The 331-nt window shown below is 67.1% G+C and carries 1 pseudogene; it reads left to right on the top strand.

The window, feature by feature from the left end:
• Positions 1-331 (top strand): annotated as a pseudogene (locus EN852_RS37495) (hypothetical protein); the annotation flags it as partial.

Raw genomic sequence — 331 nt, 5'->3', positions numbered from 1 at the left:
CCTACCCCTACAACATCAACGACGCCACGCCGTCCGGTGGCTCGGCCAACACCGGCATCGGCGTCGGCGATCCGGCAACGATGTTCGTGCCCATGTTCGCCCCCGACGAACCGGGCAATCACTGGAAGCTCACCCAGGATCCCGACGAGGCCGCGCCGGCAACCTATGGCGCCGTCAACAGCTGGTGGAACGACGATCCATCGAGCAGCAGCGGCCAATCGCGGCTGCGCAACATGGCCAAGTATTTCCAGCCGCGGCCGATCGGTGCGCCGGCGCTGCCCGCCGGGAACGGGCCGAATTACAGCTGCACCACCAACCCGATCACGCCGCT

It is taken from the genome of Mesorhizobium sp. M2E.F.Ca.ET.209.01.1.1, from assembly GCF_004010375.2.
GTDB lineage: Bacteria > Pseudomonadota > Alphaproteobacteria > Rhizobiales > Rhizobiaceae > Mesorhizobium.
Note: the sequence above shows the minus strand (reverse complement) of the source record. Positions and strands in the feature narration are given on the sequence as shown.